This is a genomic window from Simplicispira piscis (genome assembly GCF_054783455.1).
Genome location: NZ_BAAGQN010000001.1, coordinates 163,997 through 186,749, shown reverse-complemented (window position 1 = coordinate 186,749; position 22,753 = coordinate 163,997). Strand labels below are relative to the sequence as shown.

General features: G+C 65.4%; 21 protein-coding genes. 10 read left to right on the top strand and 11 right to left on the bottom strand.

The genetic code is table 11. The features are described from left to right. Positions 1-159 precede the first annotated feature (159 nt). Positions 160-3,669, bottom strand: coding sequence for an AAA family ATPase (locus tag ACYVOC_RS00840; protein WP_461160558.1), 3,510 nt, complete (start codon positions 3,667-3,669; stop codon positions 160-162). Beyond that, on the bottom strand, positions 3,666-4,895 hold the full coding sequence (gene sbcD / locus ACYVOC_RS00835; RefSeq protein ID WP_461160557.1) for an exonuclease subunit SbcD: 1,230 nt from the start codon (positions 4,893-4,895) through the stop codon (positions 3,666-3,668). Before sbcD ends, ACYVOC_RS00840 begins: the two co-directional genes overlap by 4 nt. A gap of 263 nt (positions 4,896-5,158) precedes the next feature. Here sbcD and ACYVOC_RS00830 point away from each other — a divergent pair, with 263 nt between their 5' ends. From ACYVOC_RS00830 to ACYVOC_RS00790, 9 genes are all read left to right on the top strand, one after another. Next, complete coding sequence (locus ACYVOC_RS00830; RefSeq protein WP_461160556.1) at positions 5,159-6,127, top strand: dienelactone hydrolase family protein; 969 nt, start codon at positions 5,159-5,161, stop codon at positions 6,125-6,127. Between the two features lie 308 nt (positions 6,128-6,435). After that, positions 6,436-6,822 (top strand): VOC family protein, encoded by a 387-nt coding sequence (locus ACYVOC_RS00825; protein ID WP_116005357.1) that lies wholly within the window; start codon positions 6,436-6,438, stop codon positions 6,820-6,822. A 347-nt stretch (positions 6,823-7,169) separates the two neighbouring features. After that, entirely contained in the window at positions 7,170-7,778 is a 609-nt protein-coding gene (locus tag ACYVOC_RS00820; RefSeq protein ID WP_116005358.1) for a methyltransferase domain-containing protein, read from the top strand. Then, positions 7,775-8,572, top strand: a complete 798-nt coding sequence (locus ACYVOC_RS00815; RefSeq protein ID WP_461160555.1) for a tRNA-uridine aminocarboxypropyltransferase — start codon at positions 7,775-7,777, stop codon at positions 8,570-8,572. Before ACYVOC_RS00820 ends, ACYVOC_RS00815 begins: the two co-directional genes overlap by 4 nt. Before the next feature lie 78 nt (positions 8,573-8,650). Further along, on the top strand, positions 8,651-9,529 hold the full coding sequence (locus tag ACYVOC_RS00810) for a PA4780 family RIO1-like protein kinase (protein ID WP_461160554.1): 879 nt from the start codon (positions 8,651-8,653) through the stop codon (positions 9,527-9,529). Positions 9,530-9,611: 82 nt separating this feature from the next. Continuing rightward, positions 9,612-10,094, top strand: a complete 483-nt coding sequence (locus ACYVOC_RS00805) for a GNAT family N-acetyltransferase (protein WP_116006197.1) — start codon at positions 9,612-9,614, stop codon at positions 10,092-10,094. Positions 10,095-10,250: 156 nt separating this feature from the next. After that, positions 10,251-10,502 (top strand): hypothetical protein, encoded by a 252-nt coding sequence (locus tag ACYVOC_RS00800; protein ID WP_461160553.1) that lies wholly within the window; start codon positions 10,251-10,253, stop codon positions 10,500-10,502. A gap of 235 nt (positions 10,503-10,737) precedes the next feature. Further along, positions 10,738-11,793 carry a pirin family protein gene (locus ACYVOC_RS00795; protein WP_461160552.1) on the top strand — a complete coding sequence of 352 codons (1,056 nt, stop codon included), beginning with the start codon at positions 10,738-10,740 and terminating at the stop codon, positions 11,791-11,793. Positions 11,794-11,939: 146 nt separating this feature from the next. Beyond that, the gene (locus ACYVOC_RS00790) at positions 11,940-12,410 is read left to right on the top strand and encodes an FKBP-type peptidyl-prolyl cis-trans isomerase (RefSeq protein WP_116005363.1); all 471 of its coding nucleotides are present in this window, start codon (positions 11,940-11,942) and stop codon (positions 12,408-12,410) included. A gap of 134 nt (positions 12,411-12,544) precedes the next feature. Here the strand turns inward: ACYVOC_RS00790 and ACYVOC_RS00785 are convergent, their stop codons facing one another. The 8 genes from ACYVOC_RS00785 to ACYVOC_RS00750 are packed head-to-tail and all read right to left on the bottom strand — an operon-like array spanning position 12,545 to position 20,220. Further along, positions 12,545-13,489 (bottom strand): alpha/beta fold hydrolase, encoded by a 945-nt coding sequence (locus tag ACYVOC_RS00785; protein ID WP_461160551.1) that lies wholly within the window; start codon positions 13,487-13,489, stop codon positions 12,545-12,547. Between the two features lie 6 nt (positions 13,490-13,495). After that, complete coding sequence (locus ACYVOC_RS00780) at positions 13,496-14,548, bottom strand: CaiB/BaiF CoA transferase family protein (protein WP_461160550.1); 1,053 nt, start codon at positions 14,546-14,548, stop codon at positions 13,496-13,498. After that, complete coding sequence (locus tag ACYVOC_RS00775) at positions 14,545-15,696, bottom strand: acyl-CoA dehydrogenase family protein (RefSeq protein WP_461160567.1); 1,152 nt, start codon at positions 15,694-15,696, stop codon at positions 14,545-14,547. The genes ACYVOC_RS00780 and ACYVOC_RS00775 overlap by 4 nt, the downstream gene beginning before the upstream one ends. Positions 15,697-15,706: 10 nt before the next feature. Beyond that, complete coding sequence (locus ACYVOC_RS00770) at positions 15,707-16,537, bottom strand: SDR family NAD(P)-dependent oxidoreductase (protein WP_119109765.1); 831 nt, start codon at positions 16,535-16,537, stop codon at positions 15,707-15,709. 18 nt (positions 16,538-16,555) lie between these two features. After that, a complete protein-coding gene (locus ACYVOC_RS00765; RefSeq protein WP_461160549.1) occupies positions 16,556-16,981 on the bottom strand; it encodes a MaoC/PaaZ C-terminal domain-containing protein in 426 nt (141 codons plus the stop codon). 12 nt (positions 16,982-16,993) lie between these two features. After that, the gene (locus tag ACYVOC_RS00760) at positions 16,994-17,434 is read right to left on the bottom strand and encodes a MaoC family dehydratase N-terminal domain-containing protein (RefSeq protein ID WP_116005368.1); all 441 of its coding nucleotides are present in this window, start codon (positions 17,432-17,434) and stop codon (positions 16,994-16,996) included. A gap of 14 nt (positions 17,435-17,448) precedes the next feature. Next, positions 17,449-18,630 carry a lipid-transfer protein gene (locus ACYVOC_RS00755; protein ID WP_461160548.1) on the bottom strand — a complete coding sequence of 394 codons (1,182 nt, stop codon included), beginning with the start codon at positions 18,628-18,630 and terminating at the stop codon, positions 17,449-17,451. Positions 18,631-18,660: 30 nt separating this feature from the next. Continuing rightward, a complete protein-coding gene (locus tag ACYVOC_RS00750; protein WP_461160547.1) occupies positions 18,661-20,220 on the bottom strand; it encodes a long-chain-fatty-acid--CoA ligase in 1,560 nt (519 codons plus the stop codon). Between the two features lie 147 nt (positions 20,221-20,367). Here ACYVOC_RS00750 and ACYVOC_RS00745 point away from each other — a divergent pair, with 147 nt between their 5' ends. Next, a complete protein-coding gene (locus ACYVOC_RS00745; RefSeq protein WP_461160546.1) occupies positions 20,368-21,378 on the top strand; it encodes an AraC family transcriptional regulator in 1,011 nt (336 codons plus the stop codon). A gap of 45 nt (positions 21,379-21,423) precedes the next feature. Here ACYVOC_RS00745 and ACYVOC_RS00740 read toward each other — a convergent pair whose 3' ends face one another. Beyond that, the gene (locus ACYVOC_RS00740; protein ID WP_461160545.1) at positions 21,424-22,584 is read right to left on the bottom strand and encodes an iron-containing alcohol dehydrogenase; all 1,161 of its coding nucleotides are present in this window, start codon (positions 22,582-22,584) and stop codon (positions 21,424-21,426) included. Positions 22,585-22,753: the final 169 nt, after the last annotated feature.

The window sequence follows — 22,753 nt, the reverse complement described above, 5'->3', positions numbered from 1 at the left end:
AGCAGCGTTGCGCAGGGCCTCTGGCGTTCGCCGAGCAGAAGGCCCAGAAGACCCACAAGGTCGGGAATGCAGGTTGAGAATCTTTTTGATAGCTGCTTGCGTTTGCTGCATAAGCGCTAGAGGCCTATTGGGCTTATCAATTGACAGGATCTGCCCGCCCTACACCACCAGCCGCGAGTGCCCAATCCCCCCGCCTTTCTCCACCCGGATCTGCGCGGGGATGCGCTCTTTCAGCGCCTCGACGTGGCTGATGATGCCGATCATCTTGCCGCTGGCGTTCAGTGAATCCAGCGCCGTCAGCGCAATCTCCAGCGTGTCGCCGTCGAGCGAGCCAAAACCCTCGTCGAGAAAGAGTGAGTCGATCGACGTTTTGTGGCTCACCAAGTCCGACAGCGCCAGGGCCAGCGCCAGGCTGACCAAGAAGCCTTCGCCGCCCGAGAGGGTGCGCGTGTCGCGGGCGGCGTCGCCTTGCCAGGCGTCGACGATTTCCAGCTCCAGCTCGCCGGTGGATTTGCGGCGCAGCAGGTAGCGGCCGTGCAGCCGCGCCAGGTGCTGGTTGGCCAGTTGCAGCAGGTGGTCGAGCGTGAGGCCCTGCGCAAACTTGCGAAACTTGTCGCCCTTGGCCGAGCCGATGAGGCCGTCCAGCCGCTGCCACAGGTCGGACTCGGCGGTTTGGTGGGTGATCTGCGCCATCAGCGCTTGCTGCTGGGTGCGCAGTTGGTCATCGTTGGCGAGCAGGGCGCGGTGGGCACCGATTTGTTCGCTGAAGGCGCTGCGCTGCGCTTGCAGGTCGGCCAGGCGCGCGTTGAGTTCATCGAGCGTTGGCGGTGCTTGGGGTTCTTGCCCAGCTTCGTGATCCGGTGCCATGGCGGTCTGCGCTGGCCTGCTGGCTTGCAACTGCGCGTGTTTGGCCTGCGCCGCTTCGTGCAAGGCGCTGGCGCGTTGTTCGGCGGTGGTCAGGTGGTGCTTCACGGCCGATAGGCGCTGGCGCTCGGGCTCGGGCAGCAGCGCGGCTTCAAACGCGGCCTGGTCGGCGAAGGGGCTGGCTTGCAAGGCCTTTTGCCAGGCCTGCGCAGCGGCGTTCAACGCGGTGGTTTGCTCGGCCTGTGTGGTGTGGGCCTGGGTGCGCTGCCCGTCCAGCGCGGCCAGGGTTTTGGCGAGCTGGTCGATGGCTTGCACGCTGGTGGCCAAGGCGGCGGGCACATCGGCATCGTCAATGTCATCCAGCGCTTGAAGGTGTTCGGCCCGGTCGCCCAGGCTGGCCTGCAACGCCGCCCAGCGCTGCGCCCACGCCTCTGCCTGGGTGTGTGCGGCCGCTTGCTGTGCCTGCTGGCGGGTGAGGGACTGGGCCAGCGTTTGCATCTGCGCTTGTGTGCGCTGCCAGTGTTGCCATTCGGCATCGCGTGCGTCCAGCCACGGCGCGGGGTCGGCGGGCAGGGTGTGACCGGCGTCGCTCAATGCGGTTTGCAGGGCGGTTTCGAGCGCTGCGGTTTCCACCTGCGTGGTGGCGATGGTGTGCAGCAACGTGGCCTGGCGCGCCTGCGCATCTTGGGTGGCTTGCTTGAGCAGGGCGAGCTGGTGGTTGGCCGCTTGTACGGCCTGCGCGCACTGGTTGAACGCCGCTTGCGCCTGCTGTGCGCGTTGTTCGCCTGCCTCGGCCGCCTGCAGGTCGGTGCCGCGCTGTGCCAACGTGGCGGCGGCGGTGTGTTGCCCGGTGGAGAGTATGTCGGCGTGTTGCCAGTCGTCTGCGGTGGGGGCATCGCTGACTTGACCGATGGCCGTTGCCCACTGCGTTTGCCACTGGCCCGTCAGCTCTGCGGTTTTTGTGTGTTGGCGCTGGCATTCTTCCAATTGGGTTTTGCTGCCTTCGACCTTGGCCGCAATCGCCTGGCCGTGGGCGATCAACTCATCCAGCGCGGCTTGTTTTTGCCGCAGTGCGGCTTCGGTGGCCGATATGTCCAGCGCCTCATACGCCGCAATCGCCGGGTGCTCGACCGCACCACACAGCGGGCAGGCCTCGCCGGGCTGCAGGGCGTGGCGGTGTTGGTCCAGGCTTTGGATGCGGCGCTCTTGTGCCAGCAGTTTTTCTTTGTCTGCCACCTGTTCTTTGAGTGCCTTGTGCTGCGCGCGCAAGTCTTGCCGTGTGGCCTCGTGCTGGGTGACGGCTGCTTGCAGCGTTTGCAGTTGCGCGGCCAACGTGTTGTGCTGCGCGGCCAGTTCGCGGCGCTGTTGGCCCAGTTGGGTGATGTGCTTCCACCCGCTGACCTCGCCCTGCGCGGCCTGCCAGCGCGCACGCAATGCCGTCAGCGTGTAGCCACCCAGTCGCTGGGCTTGTTCGGTGTGCGCCGCTTGCAGCGCGGCTTGTGATTCGGCCTGCGCCTGCAGGGCGGCATCGACCACGGCGGTTTGGCGGCTGATGTGTTCGGTGCGCTGGGTGATGTCGGCTTGCAGCGTCGCCAAAGCCGTTTGCAACTCTGCCGCGCTGGTATGCAGCTTGTGGCGCTGCGCAAACTGTTGGCGCCAGCCACCCAGGCGCTCGCCCAGCGCAGCGTGCTGCGGGTGCGCGGCGCAAAAGTCTGCGTGGCGCTGGTGTTCGGCCTGGGTGTGGGCCAGTTGCGTGTCTGCCGCCACCGTCATGCGCTGGGCCAGCGTGTGTGCGAGGTGGTGCTGCTGAACGTGTGCGGCAGCGGTTTGCTGGTGCTGCGCTTGCAGATCGCTCAGCAGACGGTCGGTGGCAGCGCAGGCAGCGTGGGCTTGCTGCAGCGCAGTGTGGGGCGCTTGCAGGGCTTGGGCGGGTTCGCTGTCAGCCAGGCGCTGCAGATCGGGTGCGGCAGCTTGCAGGGCGGCCATGGCGGCGGTTTGCGCCGCCTCGGTGGCCTGCAGGTCTTGCGCGCTTTGCGCCAGGTTCAGGTGCCATTGGCGCTCTGCCTGCACCGTGTCGTGCGCCTGTTGCACGGCGCCCAGGTTGCGCACCCATTGGTCAACGTCGGCCCCCATGGCTTCGCGCTGCTCGGCGGGCAGCAGCGCTGCGCCATCGGCGCGGGCTTTGAGTTGGTCGAGCTGCTGTTGGGCATCGCGTGCGCGCTCGAACACCGTGCGCGAGATGTCGCCATAAATCTCGGTGCCGGTGAGTTCTTCGAGCAGCTCGGCGCGGTCGTTGGCGCTGGCGTTCAAAAACGCGGCAAACCCGCCCTGCGCCAGCAACATCGATCGGGTGAAGCGTGCAAAGTCCAACCCGGTGATCTCGGCCACGCGTTTGAGCTTGTCGTTGCTCTGGCTGCTGACGATGGTGCCCAGGCCGGTGGCGGCGTCCACGCGGGCCAGCTCGACCTTGGGGTTTTGCAGATCGCCTTCAGGCTTGTCGCGTGCGCGGCGCTGGCTCCAGAACGCGCGGTACACGGCACCCTTCACTTCAAACTCCACCTCGGCCAGGCAGTCGGCGGTGTGGCGCGTCATGATGTCGTTGGCCGATTTGCTCACGCTTTTGAGGCGCGGTGTCTCGTGGTACAGCGCCAGGCAAATCGCGTCGAGCAGCGTCGATTTGCCCGCGCCCGTGGGGCCGGTGATGGCAAACAGGCTGTTGTCGGTGAACGGTGATTGCGTGAAGTCAATCGCCCACTCGCCTTGGAGCGAGTTCAGGTTTTTCAGGCGCAGCTTCAATATCTTCATGCGGCCACCTCGGTCAGGCTGGTGACGACTTCGCGAAAGCGCGCTTCAAGTGCCTGCTGCAGCTCGGGCGCCAGGTCTTCGAGCGCCAGGCGGCGGGCAAACACGTCGCCCGGGCTCAGCTCCTCCAGCGTGGCCAGCGCTTCGGCCGCCAGGGTGGCCGCCGCGTTGGCACGCTGGCGGCGCACGCGCAGCACCTCCACCGGCAGCCCTTGCGTCAGGGCGCCGATGCGGGCGGGCAGGTCGGTCAGGTAGTCGTCTTCGGCCACCGTCACCTCCAGCCACGCGGGCTGCTGCGCGCTGCCCTCGGCGGCCGCTGCGGTGATGGCCGCAGCTAGCGTGGCGAGGTTGCCGCTGCAGGACGCCAGCGCCTGAAACCGCGGCACGGGCAGCGCGGTGATGGCGGTGAGGCCGCTGGCGTCCAGGTCCACCAGCAGCACTTCTTTTTGCTGCTTGGCTTCGTCAAAACCGAGCGGAATGGGCGATCCGCAATAACGAATATGGTCCAGCCCGCCCACCTTTTGGGGCTTGTGGATGTGGCCCAGCGCGATGTAGTCCACGGGCGGGAACGCGGCGGTCGGGAAGGCATCAAGCGAGCCCACATAAATCTCGCGCACCGACTCGTTGCTGCTGGCACCCACGGTGGTGAGGTGGCCGGTGGCCATCAGCGGCACCACGCGGCCCAGCGTGTTGTGCAGCGCGTGTTGCTGTGCGCGGCCCGCATCCACCACGCTTTGGTAATAGGCCTGAATGGCGGCTTGCAGGCTTTGCTGCTTCTCTTGGGCGCTTTGCCCCGCCTGGCTTTGCAGCACATCGCGCGGGCGCACAAACGGCACCGCGCAAACGATGCAACCGGCCTCGCCATCGCGCTGCGGCACCACCACCACATGGTCAGCGGGTGTGCCCACGGCCGCCACCACGGTGGTGCTCAGCACCGCCAGCAGCGCGCGGCTTTCGCCCAGCGTGGCCACCGAGTCGTGGTTGCCGCCCAGCAGCAGCAGCGCCACCCCCGCGCGGTGCAGTTTCACCACCAGGTCGCTGTACAGCTCGCGCGCATAGCTGGGCGGGGCACCCGTGTCAAAAATATCGCCCGCGATCAACACCGCATCCACGGCGTGCGCATCCACTTGCGCCAGCAGCCAGTCGATCAACGCCTGGTGTTCGGCCTGGCGGCTTTTGCCCATGAAGTGCTGGCCCAGGTGCCAGTCGGAGGTGTGGAGGATGCGCATGGGAGATGGACGGTAGCGGACTGGGGTGAGGCTCTATTCTGTGGCTGAATCCAGGGGCGAGTCCCACAAGGTGGCAGCAGCAGTCAGGCAGGCAGGCTGCGCCGCATCGCCCGCCATGGCGCAACGTCGCCCCGAGCGGCACGGGCTTTTGCGGGGGCGCATGGGGCTTGCTATGCGCTGGAGGCCTGTTTAACCAATACTATTGAGTGCTTCGTCCTCGCCCTTCAACTGGCCCAAGGGGCTGAAACCGCTGAAGCTGAGGCATGGTTTCTAGTGGCCAACGTGGCGCGATACCGGACCCACTTTGCGATTTACTTTTCTCGGTTTTATTCAACAAAGATCGGCACAGTTCTATGCATTTTCAAAAAACACTCTGTCTGGCCACATTCATTGCATGTGTTTTCTTTGAACCAGCCATTGCGCAGGCGCAGGGTCCGGCAAACAAGCAACCGGTATCGTTCAAGGCAAATACTGTGATTGAAGCGGATACCCTTGTTTCGGGCGATCTCACGCTCCCGGCAGGCGCCGTGGGGAAAGTCGCCGCAGTCGTAGTGATTCACAGTGCCGGCGGGTACGAAGACCCCACCCGCGCTCCGTACGTTCAAGCACTCCATCAGGCCGGCATTGCGACGCTGGAGTTGAACCTTTTCTCCGGCGGCGGCCGCCCAAAATCATCGCTCATGAACCTGCCGCAAACATTTGGCGCGTTGATGTATCTGGCACAACTGCCGCAAATCGATTCAGAACACATTGGCATTATGGGGTTCTCGCACGGGGGGCTGCTGTCTCTTCTTTCGGCCTCGAAGAAGCTGAACAATGACTACACAGGAGGCCAATTTAAATTTGCAGCCCATCTGCCCTTGTACCCAGTCTGCTGGGCGCATCTGGCTGCTGCAGAAGGCAAGAATCCGGTGTATCCCCAAAATGTGTATGCGGAGTTGACCGGTGCGCCTGTGCACATTCTTGCCGGTGCCAAAGACGATTACGACGCCCCCGATTCTTGCCAAAAATTCATTGCCGCACTGCCAGACGCGGCTCGCTCGCAAGTTGCCTTGACCCTGTATCCCGATGCCACCCACGGCTGGGACACCAATACCGACAAGAATTACAAAGACCAAGCCGCCCATCAAGGGCGCGGCGGCTATGTACGGCACTTCCGGAGCACAGCAACAGCCCAGCAATCTTTGGATTTTTCTCGGCAATTTTTTACCACCCACCTGTCTGCCAAGTGAAATCGCCCAGAAAATTCAATACGGCGAAATACCCAGCCGCTTCCATTTCAATAGCTGACTGCGTTGGAAAATAAAGGGTCGAAGGCCAATTTGACCTAAAAACAGCCCGGTTTCCCGCACCTCTCGCCTGCGCTTCACGCCCCGCTGGCCGAGAGGATGCGGTGGCGCTTGGAGCACACCGGCGGCTTGCGTGCGGGTCTCGTGTGGGCCTTGTGCGCAATCCCCTGCGCGGGCACTGCGCACCGGGAATGTCTATGCTGGCGTCTGTTTTTTTACCCGCCTCCTCCGGGGGCTACTCGGAGACAACAATGTTCAGTCACGTCATGGTCGGGGTCAGCGACCTCGAAGCATCCAAGCGCTTTTACGACGCCGTCCTCGGCACCTTGGGCGTGCCGCCCGGCGTTGCCAACAAGACGCGCTACTTTTACCGCAGCGCGGGCGGCACCTTCGGCATCACCACCCCCATCAACGGCGAGCCGCCCTGCCACGGCAACGGCAGCACGCTGGGCTTTACAGCGTCGTCCCCCGAACAGGCGGATGCCTTCCACGCGGCGGGCGTGGCCAATGGCGGCGTCGCGTGCGAAGACCCGCCAGGCTTTCGCGGCCCCGAGGGCGGGCAGATGTACCTGGCCTACCTGCGCGACCCCGACGGCAACAAGATCTGCGCGCTGCACCGCCCGCCCAAGGCCGCCTGAACCCGGCGCGTGGGTGTGCGCAGGCGGTGTTGACCACACGGCCTGCGCAGGCCACATCGGCCGTGTTTGCAGGGGTTCTGGCATGCACACCTGTTTTGTAGCGAACTCACTATTTGATAGCTTCCAGCGCTTACCCTATCAGCGTTAGAAGCCTATTTGATTCAATTTTTTTAGCGCGAGGCTGTGGCGCCTGTGCGGCGGCCCTGTGGCCTGCAGGGCGTGGTTGCTCGGTGGGTGGGGGATACTCGGGCGCTCGAATGCCCTGGGGCCCGGCCCGCTGTGCCCGTGTTTTTAGCCTGGCGCCGTGGCGGTGCACGGGCCTTTTTTTCCGCAAAAAGGATGCGTCATTGAAATCAGCCAGCGCCACCACCTTCGACGAGGCGTACTACCAGCGCTTTTACTTCGACAAGAAAACCAGTGTGGTGGACCCGGCGCACATGGAGCGGCTGGGCACCTTTGTGTGCAGCTACCTCAAATACCTGCGCGTGCCGGTGCAGCGCGTGCTCGACATGGGCTGCGGGATAGGCCTGTGGAAAGGTATCGTGGCGCAGCATTTTCCGGGGGCGGCGTACCAGGGCGTGGAGTTCAGCCCCTACCTGTGCGAACGTTTTGGCTGGCAGCAGGGTTCGGTGGTGGACTATGCGGCCGATGCGCCGTTTGACCTCGTCATCTGCCAGGGCGTGTTGCCCTACCTGAGCCCGCCCGACCTGAAGCGGGCGCTGCACAACCTGGGGCGCCTGAGCAAAGGCGCGCTGTATGTCGAGGCCGTCTCGCGCGAGGACTATGAGCGCGACACCATCGACGAAGACCTGACCGACCACCGCGTGTTTCGCCACCGCGCCGAGCTGTACCGCCGGGGCTTGGCGGAAGGCTGCCTAGAACTGGGCGGCGGCGTGTGGCTGAGCCGCCAGGCCGAGGTGCCGCTGTTCGAGCTGGAACACGCGAGCGGGCTGTGACGGGGGCTGAGGCGATCACTCCCGCAGCGCCGCACGCCGTATCGCGCCTACGCGCCGCCCGCCTGGCGCGCAGCGCCAAACCTTTTCTGGCCCGGGGCGGCCCGCACGGCGAGCGCTGCCCGGGCTGCCGCCTGGTGCCCAGCCACTGCCTGTGTGCGCTGCACCCCGGCATGGCCACCCACGCGGGCGTGTGTTTGCTGATGGCCGACATCGAGCCGCTCAAGCCCAGCAACACCGGCTGGCTGATTGCCGATGTGGTGCCCGACACCTTTGCTTTTGGCTGGGCGCGCACCGAGGTCGACCCCGCGCTGCTGGCGCTGCTGGCCGACCCGCAGTGGCAGCCTTATGTGGTGTTCCCCGGCGAATTTGTCGATGCGGCGCGTGTGCTCACCCAGCTGCGGCCTGCCGCGCACACCGCAGGCGCCACAGCCCAGCGCCCGCTGTTCATCCTGCTGGACGCCACCTGGCCCGAGGCGCGCAAGATGTTCCGCAAAAGCCCGTACCTGGACCGCTTTCCGGTGCTCAGCCTCGCGCCCGATCAGATCTCGCGCTACCGCCTGCGCCGCGCGCGCCGCGGTGACCAGTTTTGCACCGCCGAGGTCGCCGCCCTGTGCCTGGAGCTGGCAGGCGAGCCCCAGGTGGCGCAGGTGCTTGATGCCTATCTGGAGGTGTTCACCCACCACTACCTGCAGGCAAAGCACCAGTTGCCGGTGGAGGGCGACGGTGCAGCGCACCAGCGCCTGCGGGAGGTGCGTGGCCACGGTGGTGTGCACCGCCTGGATGCGGCTGCGTAATCGCTCGCGCAGCGCACGCCGGTAGCGAGGAGCCAGACCCCACCCCATGTCTTTCACCCAGCGCGCAAAATACCGCCCATGAAAGCACCCTCCCGCCTGCAGTCCCTCATCGACGAAGGCCTGATCGACACCGTGGTTCGCCAGTTGATGAGCGGCAAGGAAGCCATGGTTTTTGTGGTGCGCTGTGGCGACGAAACCCGCTGCGCCAAGATTTACAAAGAGGCCAACAACCGCAGCTTTCGCCAGGCAGTGGACTACACCGAGAACCGCAAGGTCAAAAACTCGCGCTCGGCGCGTGCCATCGCCAAGGGCAGCAAGTTTGGCCGGCAGGAGCAAGAGGCCGCCTGGCAGAACGCCGAGGTCGACGCGCTGTACCGCTTGGCCGCTGCGGGCGTTCGCGTGCCGCAGCCGTTCAATTTCCACGACGGCGTGCTGCTCATGGAACTGGTGACCGACGCCCACGGCGATGCGGCCCCACGCCTGAACGATGTGGCCTTTTCCCCGGAAGACGCCCGCGCCCACCACGCGACGCTGGTGGCCGAAGTGGTGCGCATGCTGTGCGCGGGCGTGGTGCACGGTGATTTGTCGGAGTTCAACATCCTGCTGGCGCACCTGCCTGGCATTGACGGCGAAGAGGGCCACGATGGGCCCGTCATCATCGACCTGCCCCAGGCCGTGGACGCCGCAGGCAACAACCACGCGCAGCGCATGCTGCTGCGCGACGTGGCCAACCTGCGCAATTTCTTTGGCCAGTTTGCACCCGAGCTGCGCACCACCCAATACGGCCCCGAGATCTGGAGCCTGTACCAGAGCGGCCTGCTGAGCAACGAAACCACGCTGACCGGCCGCTACGCGCCCGAGCGCGTTGACGTGGACATGCAGGCCGTGCTGCGCGAAATCGACGACGCGCGCGATGAAGAGGCCGCGCGCAGGCTGCGCATGGCCAGTCCGGCCTGAGGCCGTTGTGGCCCGACTGCGGCACAATCGCGCCCTTTTTGCACGTGCGCTGCACCCAGACCAGGCCCGCCCCTTACCCACCATGCCCGCCCTTCACATTCGTACTTTCCGCCCGGGCGACGAACCCGCTTTGCGGGCGCTTTTCCACGCAGCGGTGCACGGCCTCGCCCACAAGGAATACACCCCCGAGCAGCTCGCCGCCTGGGCTCCACAGGACTACGACACGGTGCAGTGGGCCCGGCGCATGCAGGCCAACCAGCCCTTCATCGCCCAGGTGCCGGACACCGGGGCGGTGGCTGGATTTGCAGATCTGCAGGCCAGCGGGTACATCGACCAGTTCTTTGTCGCGCCAGCGTTTGCCGGGCAGGGCGTGGCCCGTGCGCTCATGGGCCACATCCACGCACAGGCTGCACAGCGCGGTATCGCCCAGTTGCACGCCGACGTGAGCCTGACGGCAGAGCCTTTCTTTGCCGCCTGCGGCTTTGTGGTGCAGGCGCGCCAGCAGGCCGAGCGGCAGGGCGTGGTGCTGCACAACGCCCGCATGGTCAAGGTGTTGATCATGTGATTTGATCGCTGTGAGCGCTTTACGGTCCAGCGCCGGAAGCCCGTTTTGGCTTGTAATCCGGCCCCGCACTGTGTCTTTGGGTGCGCAAGTGCCTTACAGTAGCCGCCCCGCCCTGCGCAAATCCACCCCACCACAGCCCCCCAGGGCTTTCACCCCATGACCAAAGAACTGGCCCGACAGCGCGAACTGAACCCGATGGAACTGTGCGAGGCCTGCAAGGGCATCCAGCGCAACTGGCGCCGTGCGCCCGGCCATGCCGAACTGGTGCAGCGCGGCAACCGCAAGGAAGACCGCCCGACCGGCACTGTCACCATCACCCGCTACCAGTGCGACCACTGCGGTACCTCCTGGGAGTACGAGAACGACAAGAAGAACCAGCAAGCGGGCTGGTCGGTGGTGGGGCGCTGATACACCTTCAATTGCTATTTATTTTGTAGCTTTTAACGCTTGATACGCGGGCGCCAAAGGCACTTTTTTGCTCTATCTGTGTCTGACCACTGAAGGCATCGGCCCTTGCGTGCAGCCAGGCAGCACCAAAGAGCCTTCTTCCCAAGCCGTCTCAACAATGCAACGCACTGTCCCACCACGGGGGGCTTTTCGTGCAGGCCGATCACCGGTCCAATAGAAGGGAAGGAGCCACGCCATGTCGCAACACACCACCCCCGTTCTAAACAGCCAGCCGCTGGGCCCGCAGTGGCCCACGCTCGACCCGTTTCTTTTCTGCGCTCACCATGACGATGCCTACCCCGCAGGCAACGCCGCGTTCGGCCCCGCCGTGCCCATTGAAGACCGCCAGATCGGCAGCGACTTCAGCCGCAAGGACGGCTGGAGCATGTACCACGGCGACACCGTGCCGGGCTTTCCGGGCCACCCGCACAGGGGCTTTGAAACCGTGACGCTGGTGCGCAAGGGCCTCATCGACCATTCCGACTCGCTGGGCGCTGCGGCGCGGTTTGGCGGCGGCGATGTGCAGTGGGTCACCGCCGGCAAGGGCATCGTGCATTCCGAGATGTTCCCGCTGCTGAGCGCCAGCGAACCCAATCCGCTGGAGCTGTTCCAGATCTGGCTGAACCTGCCCGCGCGCAACAAGATGGTGGAGCCGCACTTCACCATGCTGTGGAACGAGCGCATTCCGCGCCTCGTCCACCACGACGACGCTGGGCGCGCGACCACGGTAACGGTGGTGGCCGGTGCACTGCCGGGAGCGCCCAGCCCGCTGGCACCGCCCCCGGAGTCGTGGACCTCGCAGCCCGAGGCCGACGTGGCCATCTGGACGCTGCGCATGGACCCCGGCGCCCAGTGGACGCTGCCCGCTGCACAAGGCCAAGGCACGCGCCGCATGCTGTACTTCTTCATGGGCGAGGGCCTGCGCGTGGGGCCGCAGGACGTGGGCCAGCATGCCGCGCTGGAGCTGGTGGCGGGCCAGGACTGGCCACTGACCAACACCGGCGCCACGCCCGTGGAATGCCTGGTGCTGCAAGGCCAGCCTATTGCCGAGCCCGTTGCGCAATACGGCCCGTTTGTGATGAACACCCAGCAGGAGATCATGCAGGCCCTGCAGGACTACCGCCGCACCCAGTTCGGCGGTTGGCCCTGGCCCGAGCAGGATCCGGTGCACGGCACCGAGGCGCGGCGGTTTGCGCGCTACCCGGGGCAAACGCAGGAAGAGCGCCCCGCTGAGGCCGTGGCTGGCGGATAGGCTGCGCGCCACGGGCCCTGTTCGGCAGGCGTGCGGATCGAGGGCGCCTCGTGGACAATCGACGCTTTTGATGCGCACGCGGATGCCAGGGCTCGGCCCACCGCACCGCCGCGCTGTTTCCCTCCACTGAAAGCGCAAGCTACACCATGGCCATCACCAAAGACTCTGCCGTCACCATCACCTACAAAGTCACCACGCCCCAGGGCAAGCCGCTGGACGGGGGCAGCCTGTCGTACCTGCATGGCGGCTACGAAAACATCTTCCCCAAGGTCGAAGCCGCGCTGGAAGGCCAGGCCGTAGGCTTCAGCACCGCACTCGATCTGGCCGCGGAAGACGCCTTTGGCGAGCGCGATGAGGGCCTGGTGCGCACCATCCCCAAGAGCGAGTTCCCCCCGGGCGTGAAGGTGGGCGGACAACTACAGGCGGTGGACAACGAAGGCCAGCCCCAGGTGTTCAACGTGGTCAAGATCAAGGGCCCCGAAGTGCACCTGGACGGCAACCACCCGCTGGCGGGACAGGCGCTGAAGTTCAGCTGCAAAGTGACTGAAGTGCGCGCGGCAAGTGCCGAAGAAATCGCCCACCGCCATGTGCATGGCGCGCATGGCCACCAGCATTAAAAACTATCATTTTTATAGCTGCTAGCGCTTACCTGACAAGCGCTAGAGGCAAAAAAACCATCAAATTTTTTGCAAGCAGCGCTCGGCTTGTAAAACGACGCCGCGCAGAGAGGTGAGGCCAGGCCCCACCGCCCTCACCGCTGCAAAAACCGCTGCACCACCGCCACCGTCGCGGCCGGGTCTTCTTCCTGCGGCACATGGCCCAGGCCTTCAAACACGACGAGCTGCGAGCCTTCAATGTCCGCCGCAAAACGGTCGCCGTTCACAGGCGGTATCAGCCGGTCGTGCTGGCCCCACAAAATGAGCGTGGGCAGTTGCAGGCCGCGGATGTCCTGCTCGCGGCCCGTGTTGCGCTGGGCCATGCGCACCGCCAGCGCATGGCGGTTGCCCGCGCGGCGGGCCAGGTCGCTATAGCGCTGCACCAGGTCGGGCGTGACCCGCCCCGGATCGCCATAGACATTACGCACCGATTTTTCGACCATGCCGGGTGGCAGCAGATAGCCCATCAGTGCACTCAGGCCCGGTGTGCGTGCCACCCGAAAGGCCAGTGGCATCGATTCGGGCTCAAAGGCATAGCCCGCAGCGTCCACCAGAATGAGCTTTTCCACCCGCTGCGGCGCGGCGTGCGCCGTGGCCCAGGCGACTTCGCCGCCGAGCGAATTGCCGCCGATGACAAAACGCTGCACACCCAACTGGTCGAGCAGCGCCAGCACCAAGCGCACATAGACGGTCATCGAATAATCGTCAGCGGCATTGGGCCCGGTGAGGCCAAAGCCCGGCAAATCGAAGCGGATCACCCGGCGGGTTTTGCGCAGTTCCTCGGCCCAGCCGTCCCAGGTGTGCAGGCTCGCAGACGTGCCGTGGACCAGCACGAGGGGCGCGGGGTCATCCCTCGGGCCTTCGTCGCGCAGGTGCACGCGCTGGCCGTCCACCCCGATGAAGGTGGACGGTGCCTGCGCCCAGCGTTTCTCCACGTCGGCGGGTGCGAGATCGGGCGCCCAGGCCCAGGCCAGCAGCGCTGCGGTGGCGAGCACCAACAGGGCCAGCAGGGCCAGAACAATGCGCAGTCCGGCTTTCATCGCTGTCTATCCGGCCTTGCCATCGAGCGGCAGAAAGCGCGGCGCAGGCGCCACGTCAAAGCCTGCGCCCGCCGTGCGCACGTAGGTACCCCGCGCCACGTTGTGCGGGTGCTCTGCTGCCTGCGCCACGCTGAGCACCGGCGCAAAGCACACGTCCGTGCCTTCCAGCAAGGCATCCCAGTGCGCGCGCGGCTGGCTGGCAAAGAGGGCCGTCAGGCGGTCTTTGAGGGCAGGCCAGGTGCGCGGGTCAAACTGGCGCTTCAGATCTACGTCGCCCAAACCGAGCTTTTGCAGGAGCAGCGCGTAGAACTGCGGCTCCAGCGCGCCCAGCGTGATGCTGCCGCCATCGGCGCAGCGGTACACGTCGTAGAAGGGCGAATCGTGGAACGGGCTGGGGTGCGGGCCGTCCAGCTGGCCACTGCCGCGAATCCACTGCGCAATGCCGCCCAGCATGGCCACGATGTCAACGATGGCGGCGTCCACCACGCGGCCCTGGCCGCTGGTTTTGGCTTCCAGAATGGCGCAGACCATGCCAAACGCCAGGCCCAGCGCGCCCCCCGCATCACCCACCACCGTGGGCGGCACGATAGGCCGCTCGCCCCGGTGCGCCGAGAGCGAGAGCATGCCGGTCAGCGCCACGTAGTTCAGGTCGTGCCCGGCCGTCTGTGCCAGCGGGCCGCTCTGGCCCCAGCCGGTCATGCGGCCGTAGACGATGCGCGGATTGACCTGTGCGCACTCGGCCGGGCCAAGCTTTAGGCGCTCCATCACGCCGGGGCGGTTGCCTTCGATCAGCGCATCAGCCTGGGCCACCAGGGCCAGGGCCTCGGCACGGGCCGCCTCCTGCTTGAGGTCGAGCAGCACCACGGTTTTGCCGCGCCGCAAGGGGTTGTCACCGCTGCCGCCGAGTTGCGCCGCCACAGCGCCCTGCTGCGGGCGGGCAATCACCGTGACCTCAGCGCCCATATCGGCCAGCATGCGCGCGGCCAGCGGGCCGGGGCCGATGCCTTCGAATTCGACGATGCGGATGCCGGCGAGAGGGGAAGACAGCGGCGCGCTCATGTGCCCAGTCTCCGTGCAATCAAGTCTTTCATGATTTCCGTAGTGCCTCCGTAAATGCGTTGAATGCGGGCATCAGCATACAGGCGCGCAATCGGGTACTCGGCCATGTAGCCATAGCCGCCGAAGAGCTGAAGGCATTCGTCGGTCACCTTGCCCTGCTGCTCGGTGCACCACCACTTGGCCATGTAGGCGGCTTCGTCGTCCAACGTCCCGTCGAGCAGGCGCTGGATGCAGTCGTTCACGAAACTGCGCACCACATGGGCCAGGGTGGCGCATTCGGCCAGCTTGAAGCGGGTGTTCTGGAAGTCGAACACGCTCTGACCGAACGCCTTGCGGCCTTTGGTGTACTCCACCGTCAATTCGACGGCCCGCTCGATCACCGCCGCAGCGGGCACGGCCAGCAGCAGGCGCTCGTAGGGCAGCTGGCTCATCAGTTGGCGAAAGCCTTGGCCTTCCTGCCCGCCGAGCAACTGGTCCGCTTTCAGGCGCACGCCGTCAAAGAACAGCTCGGCGGTGTCCGACGCATGCTGGCCCAGCTTCTCCAGCCGCCTGCCGACACGAAAGCCGGGCAGGCTTTCGGTCTCCAGCACCACCAGCGAGACACCGCTGCTGCCCGGCCCACCGGTGCGCACGGCGACCACCAGCAAGTTGGCAGTGAAGCCGTTGGTGATGAAGGTTTTGGCGCCGTCGATCACATAGTGGTCACCGTCTTTGCTGGCCTTGGTGCGCAGCGCTTTCAGATCGGAGCCACAGCCGGGCTCGGTCAGTGCGATACCCGCGAGCATCTCTCCGCTGGCCAGCCGGGGCAGCCAGCGCTGCTTTTGCTCCTCGGTGCCGTAGTCCAGGATGTAGTGCGCGGCAATGGTGTGCACGGCCGTGTTGGCGGGCACTTCGGCGCGGGCCAGTTCGTCCTGCACCACCAGCTGGTAGGCCAGGTTGGCGCCTGCGCCGCCATACGCCTCGGGCATCTCGGGCAGCAGGAACCCCAGTTCGCCAAACGGGCGCCAGACCTCGCGCGGGATGAACCCCTGGCGGCGCCAGCCGTCCAGGTGCGGCACCAGCTCGTTGGTGATGAAACGCCTGGCCTGTTCTCTGAACGCTTCGATGTCTTCATCCATCCAGGCGTGGCGATGCAGTTGGGGCAGCAGGCTCATGGCATCAAATCCCCGTCAGGCCACCGCTGCACATCAGCGTCTGGCCGCTCACATAGTCGGATTCGGGGATGCACAGCAGGTACACGGCCCCCGCGGCCTCGTCGGGCGTGCCGCCACGGCCCAGCGGAATCGAGCGTTCCATGGCCGCCATCAGGTCGGGATTGACGCCCACCTTGATCTCGCGGCCATCGATGTTCTCGGTGGCGTCGCTGTCGGCGCTCACCGTCAAGCGCGTCTTGATGAAGCCATAGGCCACGCAGTTGACGGTCACGTTCATGCGGCCCCATTCCTTGGCCAGCGTCTGCGTCATGCCGACGATACCGGCCTTGGCCGTGGAGTAGTTGGTCTGGCCGGCGTTGCCGAACAGGCCGGCCACCGACGAGATGTTGACCACCTTGCGCACCACGCTCTTACCCGCTTCCTTTTCCTGCTTGGAGAGCGCACGGATAACGGGCTGCGCGGCGCGCAGGATGCGAAACGGCGCCGTCAGGTGCACATCGAGCATGGCGTACCACTGCTCGTCGGTCATCTTCTGCACCACGTTGTCCCAGGTGTAGCCAGCGTTGTTGACGATGATGTCCAGGCCCTTGAATGCGCTCACCGCCGTGCCGATGAAGCGCTCGGCAAAATCGGGCGCTGTCACGCTGCCAATGCAGGCCACGGCCTGCCCACCGGCAGCGCGGATGGCCGCGACGACTTCTTGCGCGGGGGCTTCGTCGAGGTCATTGACGACGACATGCGCGCCTTCGCTGGCGAGCTTGAGCGCGATGGAGCGGCCGATGCCGCGGCCCGAGCCGGTGATGAGGGCGACCTTGCCTTCGAGTTTCTTTGTCATGGGGTTCCTTGTGTGGGTTCAGGCCAGCGCCACGAGGGCCTCGCCGACGATTTTGGTTTGGCCAAACTGGTTGGCACTGGTGAGCTCGATGCGCACGCAGTGCTCGCCGTTGTGCTCGAGCTTCTCGACGATGCGGCCGCTGCAGCGCATGGCGTTGCCCAGGTGCGTGATGCCCTGAAAACGTGCATCGAATGTGCGCAACTGGCTTTGCGGCGCCCACGCGGTGACTACGCGGCCCAGCCAGGCCATGCCCAACATGCCTTGGGCAAACACATCGGGCATGCCGGCGCGGCGTGCGACATCGATGTCGATGTGCATGGGGTTGTGGTCGCCCGACGCCCCGGCAAACAGCGCCAGCGTGGTGCGGTCAACCGGTGGCGGTTGCAGGTCGGGCAGGGTGTCGCCGACCTGGATCTGCGCAAAGCTAGGTGTCTTGAATGTCATGGCGTTCTCCCGTCAGTGGCGAACCACGAGCACCGTGCGCATCTCGGCCACGAGCTCGTTCTTTTGATTGGTGGCGCGGGAGGTCTTGACGACAAATTCCAGTGCGCCATTTTTCTTGTCATAGATATCGCCGATTTCGGAGCGCACCGTGATGGTGTCGCCCGCGCAGGCGCTGCGGTGGTAGGTGAAGCTCTGTTCACCGTGCAGCAGTTTGGCGATGGGCACGTCCAGCAGGGTCAACAGCGCGTCGGTGGCGCCCGAATCGAGTTCCGCGCCAAAGAGGAAGGTGGGCGGAGCCGGCAGGTCGGCGTAGCCCGCCGATTGCGCGGCCTGCACGTCGGTGTACTCGGGCGCAGTTTCGCCAATGGCCTTGGCAAAAAAGCGCAGGCGACTGCGGTCCAGCGCCATTTCGGACGGTGGCAGTGCATGGCCAATCCATTTTTTGTCAATCATGTCAGCGCTCCGCTTCAAGCTTTTTCATACAGGGTGACGACGCAGGCGCCGCCCAGACCCAGGTTGTGCTGCAGCGCCAGGCGCGCACCATCCACTTGGCGCTGCTCGGCTGTGCCGCGCAGCTGGTGCGTGAGTTCAAAGCACTGCGCCAGACCCGTGGCGCCCAGTGGGTGGCCTTTGCTCAGCAAGCCGCCCGAAGGGTTGGTGACGACCTTGCCGCCGTAGGTGTTGTCGCCGTCGTCGACAAACTTTTCAGCACCGCCCACGGGGCACAGGCCCAGGGCCTCGTAGCTGAGCAGTTCGTTCTGCGCAAAGCAGTCGTGCAGCTCCACCACGTCGATGTCCTGCGGGCCGATGCCTGCCGCCTCGTACACCTGCTGGACGGCGTCGCGGGCCATGCTGAAACCGACCACTTCGCGCATGTCGCGGGCTTCGAAGGTGACGGGCTTGTCGGTCGTCATCGCCTGCGCCTTGATGCGTACGCGCTGGTCCAGGCCGTGCTTTTGCGCAAAGGCGGCCGAGCACACGATGGCAGCGGCTGCGCCGCAGGTGGGCGGACAAGCCATCAGGCGGGTCAGCACGCCGGGCCACAGCATCTTGGCCTCCATCACCTCCTGCTCGGTGACCACGGTGCGAAACACGGCCAGCGGGTTGTTGGCGGCGTGGCGGCTGGCCTTGGCGCGGATCTTGGCAAAGGTGGAAAGCGGCGTACCGAACTCGTCCATGTGCGCTTTTCCTGCGCCAGCAAAGTAGCGCAGTGCCAGTGGCAGATCGGACTGCACGAGTTCGTCGGTGGCAGCGTCGAACCGCTCGAACGGGCTGGGGCGGTCATTGAACACGGCGCCCAGGGCCCCCGGGTTCATGTGTTCGAAACCCAGCGCCAGCACGCAGTCGGCGGCGCCACTGGCCACGGCCTGGCGCGCCAGGAACAACGCGGTCGAACCGGTAGAACAGTTGTTGTTGACGTTGACCACGGGAATGCCGGTCATGCCCACCTCGTACAGCGCGCGCTGGCCGGAGGTGGAGTCGCCATACACATAGCCGACATAGGCCTGCTGCACTTGGTCGTAGCGGACCCCTGCATCTTGCAGGGCCGCGCGGGTGGCATGCGCCGCCATCTGGGGGTAGGGCTCGTTGGCGCCCGGCTTGGTGAATGGGATCATGCCGACCCCGCATACGAATACATCACGGTTCATGAAAGTCTCCTGGATCACAAGGGAAAGTGGTTATGCGACAGCGCGCTCGCGGCCTTTCCAGAAGGGCTCGCGCAGTTTGGTTTTGAGAATTTTTCCGGCTCCCGTCATCGGCAGCGCATCCACGAACGCAACGCTGCGCGGGCTCTTGTAACCAGCGATCAAGGTCTTGCAGTGCGCAATGATTTCTTCGGCGGTCACCTGCTGCCCAGGCGCGAGCACCACCACCGCATGCACGGCCTCGCCCCACTGCGGGTCGGGAATGGCAATCACCGCACTCATCACCACGGCCGGGTGTTTGGCCAGGGCGTTTTCGACCTCGGCCGAGAAGACGTTCTCGCCACCGGTCTTGATCATGTCCTTGATGCGATCGACCACGGTGACGAAACCGTCCGCGTCCATGCGACCTCCGTCGCCGGTGTGCATCCAGCCGTCGCGCAGCGCAGCAGCCGTGAGTTCAGGCTGATTCCAGTAGCCCATCATCACGTTGGGGCCACGCACGATGATCTCGCCCACCGTGCCGCGCGGCACTTCGTTTCCTTCGCCATCGACGATCTTGGCTTCGGTGCAAAACGTAGCGCGGCCAGAGCAACCCAACTTGCCCAGGTGCCGGTTTTCTTCTGCCAGGTAAGTCGACGGCAAGATGGTGCCCACAGGCGAGAGTTCGGTCATGCCGAAGCCCTGGAACACCTCGGCCTGGGGAATCGCTTTTTGAGCACGCAGCAGCAAGGCATCGGGCAGCGCCGAGGCGCCGTAGAACACGGTGCGCAGGGAGCTCAGGTCGCGGTGCGGGCCCATGCTGGGATGGTCCAGCATCATCTGGATCATGGTGGGCACCAGGCACAGGTTGGTCACGCGGTGCTGCTCGATGGTGTCGAGCACCTTGGCCGGGTCAAACGCCGGGATGATGGAATGCGTATTGCCTTCCACCCAGTGCGGGAACGCCAGGCCCATGTCGGCCAGGTGGAACATGGGCGCAGCGTGCAGGTAGGTGCCCCCCGGGCGCGCCAGGCCTTCGGCCCGCACCGCCAGGCCCGAGCTGCACAGGTTGTTGTGGCTCAGCATCACGCCCTTGGGGAAGCCCGTGGTGCCGCCGGTGTAGAAGATGCCAGCCAAGTCATTCCCCCGGCGCAGCGCGTCAGCCACTGGTGCAGTCTGCGCCACCAATGCTTCGTAGCCGTGCATGCCCTCGGGCGTTTCGCCATCGCCACAGTAGATGAACTCGCGCAGCGTGGTCGATTCACGCCGGAACTGTGCCACCATGCCCTTGAAGGTTTCATCCACCAGCAGAACGGTCGAGCCCGAATCTTCCAGTGAATACAGGATTTCTGCGGGCGACCAGCGGATGTTGCAAGGATTGAGTACCGCCCCCGCCCAGGGCACAGCCATCTGGTATTCCAGGTAGCGCTCGGAGTTGAGCGACAGCATGGCCACGCGGTCGCCGCTCTGCACGCCGAGCTTTTGCAGCGCTCCGGCAAAACGCGCCACACGATCGGCAAACTCGCCAAAAGTGCGTGTCTGCTCACCCCAGCGCACAGCGATGCGGTGGGGGTGCTGTTGCACCGAGCGGTGCAGGCTTTGGGTCAGGTACATGGGGTTTGTCTCCTAAAGTGGAAGGGAATCAGCAACGCTTTTCTTCTCGGCCCATGGTACAAACCGGGTGCCTTTCGGGCGATGGCAACAGGCACCGTTCTGATGGCAGAACACCTCACAATCCCCTCTGTAGGCGAGTGTCCGTGCATGCTTTCTCCTCCATCGAGCATTCCCATCGTTTTCGTGCACAGCATGCTGGCCGGCTTGGCGGCGGCGAAGCAGCCGACGCAGGAGTGGCTGGCTGCGGCAGGTATTGCGCCGGCTTTGCTGGACCACCCGTCTGCCCGCGTCACGGCCGATCAGTACGCGCGCCTGCTGCAGGTGCTGATGGAGCGATCGGGGGATGAAGCCCTGGGGTTTCTCTCACGGCCTCTGCGGCCGGGCACACTGGCCTTGCTGGCTCGCAGCACGCTGGGCGCGGGCACCCTGGGCGTGGCGCTGCGGCGCCTGGTGCGCGCCTTTGGACTGGTGCAGGATGACCTGTGCATGGACCTCCTGCACGAAGGGAGCCTGAGCGCAGTAGCGCTGCGTCCTGCCAACCCCACAGCGGCCTACCCGGTCTTTTTGTACGAACTGATGCTGCGCGTGTTCTGGCGCCTGCTGGCCTGGCTGGCCGGTGGACGCCTGCCGGTGCATCGCTTTGACTTCGCCTTCCCGCGCCCGCCCCACGCCAGCAGTTACGCGCAGCTGTTTCCAGGGAACGTGGTGTTCGACCAACCCTGCTGCGCATTCTGGTTCGACAGCCGACGCTTGCAAACGCCCGTGCGGCGCGACGAGGCGGCGCTGCGAAGTTTCCTGGCCGAAGCCCAGACCCAGATCATCATTCCCCGCCGTGGTGAAGGCTCCCTGCCCGCACGGGTACGCTCCCACCTGCTGCGGGAGCAGCCCCATTGGCCCAGCCTCGCATCGTGCGCTGCAGCATTGAACATGGCCGTCTCCACCTTGCAGCGCCGCCTGGCCGAAGAGCACACCTCGTTTCGCGCCGTCAAGGACAGCCTGCGGCGCGACATGGCCATTGCGCGGCTCAACAGCAGCCAGGTTCCATTGGCGGTGCTGGCAGGCGAACTGGGGTTTTCCGACAGCGCCGCCTTCCAGCGCGCGTTCAAGGGATGGACCGGCGCACCACCGGGCAGCTACCGACACCCGGGACAAGGGTAGCCATCAAGCGGCGCGCGCCCCGCCGCCCTGGGTGGCCCACCCGTTTCAGAGTGCGGCTTCGAGAATCGCCCGGCTGATTTCTGGCGTGATGGCGCGCTGCTCGCCCAGCTTGACCATGCCGTGCTCGGTCAGGGCTTTCACTACCGCATCCACCGCCTCACCGCCCAATTGGTAGGCCGATAGCCGGGTAGGAATGCCCACGCTTTCAAAGAGCTGCGCCGTGCGGGCAATGGCCGCGTCGATGCGCTCGTCGTCGCTGCCCTCGGTGATCTGCCAAACGCGCGCGGCGTACTGCAGCAGCTTCTCGCGCTTGGCCTCACGCCGCGCCTGCATCACCTGCGGCAGCACGATGGCCAGCGTGCGCGCATGGTCGATGCCGTAGAGCGCGGTCAGCTCGTGGCCGATCATGTGCGTCGCCCAATCCTGCGGCACACCGGCGCCAATCAACCCGTTGAGGGCCAGCGTAGCCGTCCACATCAGGCTGGCGCGGTTGTCGTAGTCGGGCTCTCCCTCCTGCATGGCGCGCGGCGCCAGCTCGATCAGGGTTTGCAGCAGGCCTTCGGCAAACCGGTCTTGCGCCGGGGCGTTCACCGGGTAGGTCAGGTACTGCTCCATGGTGTGCACAAAAGCATCCACCAGGCCGTTGGCAATCTGCCGAGGGGGCAGCGTGTAGGTCTTGGTGGGGTCGAGCACCGAAAACTGCGGAAAGCACAGCGGGCTGGAGAAGGCCAGCTTGGCATGCGTGGCCTTGCGCGTCACCACGCCGCCGCTGTTCATCTCGGAGCCGGTGGCGGGCAGGGTGAGCACGGCGCCCATGGGCAGGGCGCGGGTGATGTTGCCGCCGCGCTTTTCCAGGATGCTCCAGGTGTCGCCCTCAAACGGCACGGCAGCCGCGACGAATTTGCTGCCGTCAAGCACCGATCCGCCCCCCACCGCCAGCAGATAGTCGATGCGCTCGGCACGCGCCATGTCCACGGCGCGCGAAAGCGTTTCGTAGGTGGGGTTGGGCTCGATGCCGCCAAACTCGAACACGGTGCGCTCGCCCAGAGCCGCCAGCACTTCAGCGAGCGTTCCGGTGCTGCGCGCGCTGCCGCCGCCGTAGAGCACCAGCACACGGGCTTCCAGCGGTACCAGGCGCGCCAGCTCGGCCACCTTGTTCTGGCCAAAGACGATGCGGGTGGGGTTATAGAACTCGAAATTCAGCATGAAATGCTCCAGTAAAAAGGGGGTGCGCGCAGAGGTAGCGGCGTGTTGGGCCATGCTACTGCGCACGGCGCCGAAGCTCCTGTAACGCGGTGGACACCCCTTGGCAGCAGTGGAACATTCACCCGCCTGAAAATCTTTTTTGATAGCTGTCAGCGCTTACCCAGTAAGC